The organism is Streptomyces sp. N35, assembly GCF_016464295.1.
Classification (GTDB): domain Bacteria; phylum Actinomycetota; class Actinomycetes; order Streptomycetales; family Streptomycetaceae; genus Streptomyces.
The window spans coordinates 203,042-209,245 of the sequence record NZ_JAEIMH010000003.1 but is presented as its reverse complement, the minus strand read 5'-3'; the positions used below and the strand labels follow the sequence as shown (position 1 = coordinate 209,245).

Sequence of the window (6,204 nt, the reverse complement as noted above, 5' to 3'; positions counted from 1 at the left end):
GCGCTGGGGGCCGACCACCCCCGCCTTGCGCAAAGCAGCGGCCATCGGGCTGTCCGCGGGGGCGGCCGCCGGACGCCCGCCGCCACCCGCACCGCCGCCTCCGCGCCGGTCCCGGTTGCCGCCCCCGCGCTGCTGCGGCGGACGGCCGCCCTGGCCGCCGCGCTCACGCCGGCCGCCGCCGGCGGGCTTCTCGCCGCCGTCCTTGGCTGCCTCGTCGTCCAGGCGCAGCGTCAGCGAGATCCGCTTGCGCGGGATGTCGACGTCGAGCACCTTCACCTTGACGATGTCGCCGGGCTTCACCACATCGCGCGGATCCTTGACGAACGTCTTGGAGAGCGCGGAGACATGGGCCAGACCGTCCTGGTGCACACCGATGTCGATGAAGGCGCCGAAGGCCGCCACGTTGGTGACCACACCTTCGAGCACCATCCCGGACACCAGGTCGCCGATCTTCTCGACGCCGTCCTTGAAGGTGGCCGTCTTGAACGCGGGCCGCGGGTCGCGCCCGGGCTTCTCCAGCTCGCGCAGGATGTCGGTGACGGTCGGCAGACCGAAGGTCTCGTCCACGAAGTCGGACGCCCTGAGGGACTTGAGCGTCGCGGTGTTGCCGATCAGCGAGGCCACCTCGCCGCCGGTCGTCTTCACCATCCGCCGCACCACGGGGTACGCCTCGGGGTGCACGGACGAGGCGTCCAGCGGGTCGTCACCGCCGCGGATCCGCAGGAAGCCCGCGCACTGCTCGTACGCCTTCGGGCCGAGCCGCGCCACCTCCTTGAGTCCGGTGCGGGCGCGGAACGGACCGTTCGCGTCCCGGTGGGCCACGATGTTCTCGGCCAGTCCCGCGCCGATGCCGGAGACGCGGGCGAGCAGGGGCGCGGAAGCGGTGTTCACATCGACGCCGACGCCGTTCACACAGTCCTCGACCACCGCGTCGAGGGAGCGCGAGAGCTTCACCTCGGACAGGTCGTGCTGGTACTGGCCGACCCCGATGGACTTCGGATCGATCTTCACCAGCTCGGCCAGGGGGTCCTGGAGGCGGCGCGCGATCGAGACCGCGCCACGGATCGACACATCCAGGTCGGGCAGCTCCTGCGAGGCGAAGGCCGAGGCCGAGTACACGGAGGCGCCGGCCTCCGAGACCATCACCTTGGTGAGCTTCAACTCCGGGTGCTTGGTGATGAGGTCACCGGCGAGCTTGTCGGTCTCGCGCGAGGCCGTGCCGTTGCCGATCGCGATCAGCTCGACCTTGTGCTCGGCGGCGAGCCGCGCCAGCTTGGCGAGCGCCTCGTCCCACTTGTTGGCCGGGACGTGGGGGTAGATGGTGTCCTTCGCGACCACCTTGCCGGTCGCGTCGACGACGGCCACCTTCACGCCCGTACGGAATCCGGGGTCGAGCCCCAGCGTCGCGCGGGTGCCCGCGGGCGCGGCGAGCAGCAGATCGCGGAGGTTCGAGGCGAACACCTTGACCGCCTCGTCCTCGGCGGCGGTCCGCAGGCGCAGCCTCAGGTCGATGCCGAGGTGCACGAGGATACGGGTGCGCCAGGCCCAACGGGCCGTGTCCTGCAGCCACTTGTCGGCCGGGCGGCCGCGGTCGGCGATGCCGAACCTGTGCGCCACGATGCCCTCGTACGAGGAAGCGGCAGCAGGCCCGTCCGTGGGCTCCTCGGGCTCCAGGACGAGGTCGAGCACACCCTCCTTCTCGCCGCGCAGCATCGCCAGGATGCGGTGCGAGGGAAGGTCGGTGAACGGCTCGGTGAAGTCGAAGTAGTCCGCGAACTTGGCGCCCTCGGTCTCCTTGCCCTCGCGCACCTTGGCGGCGAGCCGGCCACGCGTCCACATCCGTTCGCGCAGCTCACCGATCAGATCCGCGTCCTCCGCGAACCGCTCGGTGAGGATCGCACGGGCCCCGTCCAGGGCGGCCTGCGCGTCCGCGACCCCCTTGTCGGCGTCGACGAACGCGGCCGCGGCGGCCAGGGGTTCCACCGTCGGGTCGCCGAACAGGCCGTCGGCCAGCGGCTCCAGACCGGCCTCGCGGGCGATCTGCGCCTTGGTACGCCGCTTCGGCTTGTACGGCAGATAGATGTCCTCGAGCCGTGCCTTGGTGTCGGCCGCGCGGATCTGCGCCTCGAGCGCGTCGGTGAGCTTGCCCTGCTCCCGCACCGAATCGAGGACCGCGGTGCGGCGCTCCTCCAACTCGCGCAGATACCGCAGCCGCTCCTCGAGCGTGCGCAGCTGCGCATCGTCGAGCATGCCGGTGGCTTCCTTGCGGTACCGCGCGATGAAGGGCACGGTCGAGCCGCCGTCAAGCAGCTCGACCGCGGCCTTGACCTGCCGCTCCGCTGCGCCGAGCTCCTCGGCGATCCTGCTCTCGATGGACAACGTGGGTGTCGTCACGATTCCCGTACCGCCTTCTCGCTGAGCTTGAGCCCGCCATTGTGGCAGGTGGCGAGGGCGGGTGGGGAGCCGGTGGGGCGGGAGGCGCGCCGTGGTGTCCGGCCCGCGAGCTCAGGCGCGGCGCGGCGCCCGGGTGCGGCGTCCGCCGCTCCTGGAGGCGCCGCCGAACAGCCGGGCCACGGCCCGGAACGGCAACGTCACCACGGTGGCGACGGCCCCGCCTATCTGTCGCAGCACATCTGCGATGGCGCGGAACACGGTTTCCCCTCTCGTCGGTGAACACTGCTCGGAGACGATCGGGTAGCCGGGAGTGCGCCGGTCAAACGCGCGTACGTCCGGTCAGCCCTTGCCGATCAGATCCGCCGGGAACGCCCCCGCGCCGAGTGCCGCCATCAGGAATCCGCCGGCGAGCCCGGTCAGCCGCTCGACCCCGGCCGCGCCCAGATGCGCGTAAGGCGCCGCGTCCATACGGTCCGTGGCCTCCTCCAGACCCTTGCGCAGCTCCACGCCCGCCTCGGTCAACTCGCCCTCGGCGTCGAGGAGTCCACGCTCCTTCAGACGTACGACCGCGGCGTCCCACTCGGCGCGGCTCCAGCCGCGGGTCTCCAGGGCCCACTTGGGAGTGAAGCCCTTGCCGGTCGCCGTGTGACTGACCAGCGCCTCCAGCGGGTCGAGACCGGCGGACAGCAGCGCCGCGATATGGCCGTCGCCGCGGTACTCGCGCAGCAGCGTCGCCGCGTGCCAGAACGCCAGGTGCGGTGCGTCGGGCACCGGCAGATCCGCGTGCGCGGCATAGAGCGGGCGGGCGTGCCGGGTGCAGGCCTCGGCCGCGGTGAGCGCGAGCCGCGCCGCCTCGGCCATCTCCTGGCCCTCGGCCGCGTACCTCCTGGCCCCCGACGGCGCCCCCGAGCAGCCGGCGCAGATTGGCGTCGACCGCACGCAGCCGGGCGGCAAGGACGTCCTCGGGCGAGGCGGACGCCCAGATCGCCGGCACATGCGCGGCGATGAGCTCGTACTTGAAGTTGTAGTACGTGGCCGCCACGGTCCCCGGACCCACCGCGCCCATCGCCGCCGAGCGGCCCGCGAAGTAGGCGGGGCTCCAGGCGTCGAGCCCGAGCGCGCCCATCTCCTTGGCGAACTCCGGCGAGAAGTAGTGGGCGGAGTGCAGCGGATTGAGCATGTTGTGGCAGCGGCGCCCGGCCTTCGCGGGCAGTGGAGTGGTCATGCGCGCACGTTACCGACGGGTCGGTATGGAAGGAAGGCCGGGACGGCCATGGCAGGAAAGGTGGGGTACTCGGCATTGCTGTCATACGCGTGAGCCAAAACAATGGGACCCATGACGAAGCGCACCGTTCTCGTCGTCCTCTTCGACGGCGTCCAGAGTCTCGATGTCACCGGTCCCGTCGAGGTGTTCTCCGCCGCGGGAAAGGTGGGCGGCGCACCGTACGAGATCCGGACCGCCTCGCTCGACGGACTTCCCGTGCGCACCTCGAGCGGGCTGACGCTCGTGCCCGACGGGACGCTCGACGAGGCACCCGTCCCGCACACGCTGCTGGTGCCCGGCGGGGAGGGCACCCGCGCCACCGACGAGCGCCTGGTCGACTGGCTGCGTGAACGGGCCCCGGGTGCCGAGCGGCTCGTCTCGGTCTGTACCGGCGCGCTGCTGCTCGCCGCCGCCGGGCTCCTGGACGGCCGGCGCGCGACCACCCACTGGGCCTTCTGCGGCACCCTCGCCCGCCGCCACCCCGAGGTGGAGGTCGAACCCGACGCGATCTATGTACGGGACGGCAAGGTCGCGACCTCCGCCGGCGTCACCGCCGGAATCGATCTGGCCCTCGCCCTCGTCGAGGAGGACCTCGGCCGCGACACCGCGCTCCTGGTCGCCCGCGTCCTCGTGGTCTTCCTGCGCCGGCCGGGCAATCAGGCCCAGTTCAGCGCGCAGCTCTCGGCCCAGACCGCACAGCGCGAACCGCTGCGTGACGTCCAGCAGTGGATCACCGAGCACCCCGCCGAGGACCTCGGCGTGGAAGCGCTCGCGGCCCGCGCCCGTCTCTCGCCGCGCCACTTCGCGCGCGCCTTCCAGGCCGAGACGGGCATGACGCCCGGACGGTACGTGGAGCGGGTCCGCGTCGAGCAGGCGCGCAGGCTCCTGGAGGACAGCGCACTGGGCGTCGAGGAGATCTCCCGTTCCTGCGGTTACGGGACCCCGGAGGCGATGCGCCGCGCGTTCGTCAAGACGCTCGGCGTGCCGCCGGCCGAGTACCGCCGCCGCTTCCGCCCGGTCCCGGCCTGAGCGACCCGTCGGCGCCCGAACTCCCGTACACCTTTATCAATTTGGAGACACAGATGCAGCTGGCGATCGTCCTCTTCGACCGCGTCACCGCCCTGGACGCGGTCGGACCGTACGAGATCCTGAGCCGGGTCCCGGGCATGGAGACGGTCTTCGTCGGCGAGCGGACGGGCCCGGTGCGCACCGACACCGGCGCCCTGGCGCTCACCGCCGACAAGACCTTCGCCGATGTGGAGCGCCCGGACATCGTCCTGGTCCCCGGCGGCCCCGGTCAGACCCCGCAGATGGACAACCCCGTCCTGCTCGACTGGCTGCGCACCGCCGACGCGACCAGCACCTGGACGACCTCGGTCTGCACCGGCTCCCTGCTGCTCGGCGCCGCCGGGCTGCTCAAGGGCCGCAAGGCCACCTCGCACTGGCTGGCCCTCAACTTCCTCACCGGCTTCGAGGTCGAGGCGACCGAGGAGCGGGTCGTCTTCGACGGCAAGTACGTCACGGCGGCCGGTGTCTCCTCCGGGATCGACATGGGCCTCGCCCTCGCCGGACGGATCGCCGGCGACCGCGCCGCCCAGTCCATCCAGCTGCTCACCGAGTACGACCCGCAGCCTCCGTACGACGCGGGCGCACCGCACAAGGCACCGGCCGAACTCGTCGCCGAGTTCCGGGCCAACACCCGGCACCCGCAGCACTGACACCTGCCCGCCTCGGACCGGCGTCAACTCACCTCGGACCGGCATCAACTCACCACAGACCGGCATCAGCCACTTCAGGGGGAACCCATGCAGATCGCGATACTCCTCTTCGACGACTTCACCGCCCTCGACGCCATCGGCCCCTACACCATGCTGGGTCCGCTCCCCGGCGCCGAGACGGTGTTCGTCGCCGAACAGGCGGGGCCCGTGCACGACGACACCGGCAACCTCACCCTCATCGCCCGGAAGTCCCTGGACGAGGTCACGAACCCGGACATCGTGGTCGTGCCCGGCGGACCGCACGTCCCCGTCGACAACAAGGCGATCCAGAACTGGCTGCGCCAGGTCGACGCCGGCACGACCTGGACCACCTCGGTCTGCACGGGTTCGCTGCTGCTCGGGGCCGCGGGGCTGCTCGAGGGCCGCCGCGCCACCAGCCACTGGCTCTACATGGACCAGTGTGCGAGCTACGGCGCCGAGACCACGGGGGAGCGGGTCGTCTTCGACGGCAAGTACGTCACCGCCGCCGGAGTCTCGTCCGGCATCGACATGGGCCTCACCCTCGCGGGGAAGATCGCGGGCGACGACCACGCCCGGTTCGTCCAGCTGATGACCGAGTACGACCCGCAGCCGCCCTACGACGCGGGCTCGCCCGACAAGGCACCCGCGCACCTGGTCGAGCTCATGCGCTCGACGATGACGAGTCCGGCATCCAGCTGAACCGTGGCGCCCTGCGCTCCAGAAAGGCCGCGGCACCCTCCCCGGGGGCGGCCCCCCCCCCCGTCCGCGCCCCCCAGGACCCCCCCCCGCCCGGGCCCCCCGCCCCGG

Annotated in this window: 5 protein-coding genes and 1 pseudogene; 3 read left to right on the top strand and 3 right to left on the bottom strand. The window is 72.0% G+C overall.

Annotation, left to right across the window (positions count from 1 at the left end; genetic code table 11):
* From JAO81_RS02780 to JAO81_RS02770, 3 genes and pseudogenes are all read right to left on the bottom strand, one after another.
* Positions 1-2,394, bottom strand: a 2,394-nt coding sequence (locus JAO81_RS02780) for a Tex family protein (RefSeq protein ID WP_307813115.1), incomplete at its 3' end; no start/stop codon positions are given.
* Positions 2,395-2,505: 111 nt separating this feature from the next.
* On the bottom strand, positions 2,506-2,652 hold the full coding sequence (locus tag JAO81_RS02775) for an LPFR motif small protein (protein ID WP_199546093.1): 147 nt from the start codon (positions 2,650-2,652) through the stop codon (positions 2,506-2,508).
* Between the two features lie 81 nt (positions 2,653-2,733).
* A pseudogene (locus JAO81_RS02770) lies at positions 2,734-3,619 on the bottom strand (hypothetical protein).
* A 111-nt stretch (positions 3,620-3,730) separates the two neighbouring features.
* Here JAO81_RS02770 and JAO81_RS02765 point away from each other — a divergent pair.
* From JAO81_RS02765 to JAO81_RS02755, 3 genes are all read left to right on the top strand, one after another.
* Positions 3,731-4,687 (top strand): GlxA family transcriptional regulator, encoded by a 957-nt coding sequence (locus tag JAO81_RS02765; protein WP_199546092.1) that lies wholly within the window; start codon positions 3,731-3,733, stop codon positions 4,685-4,687.
* A 53-nt stretch (positions 4,688-4,740) separates the two neighbouring features.
* Complete coding sequence (locus JAO81_RS02760) at positions 4,741-5,376, top strand: DJ-1/PfpI family protein (RefSeq protein ID WP_199546109.1); 636 nt, start codon at positions 4,741-4,743, stop codon at positions 5,374-5,376.
* A gap of 87 nt (positions 5,377-5,463) precedes the next feature.
* Positions 5,464-6,096: a DJ-1/PfpI family protein gene (locus JAO81_RS02755; protein WP_199546091.1), complete on the top strand. Its 633-nt coding sequence runs from the start codon at positions 5,464-5,466 to the stop codon at positions 6,094-6,096.
* Positions 6,097-6,204: the final 108 nt, after the last annotated feature.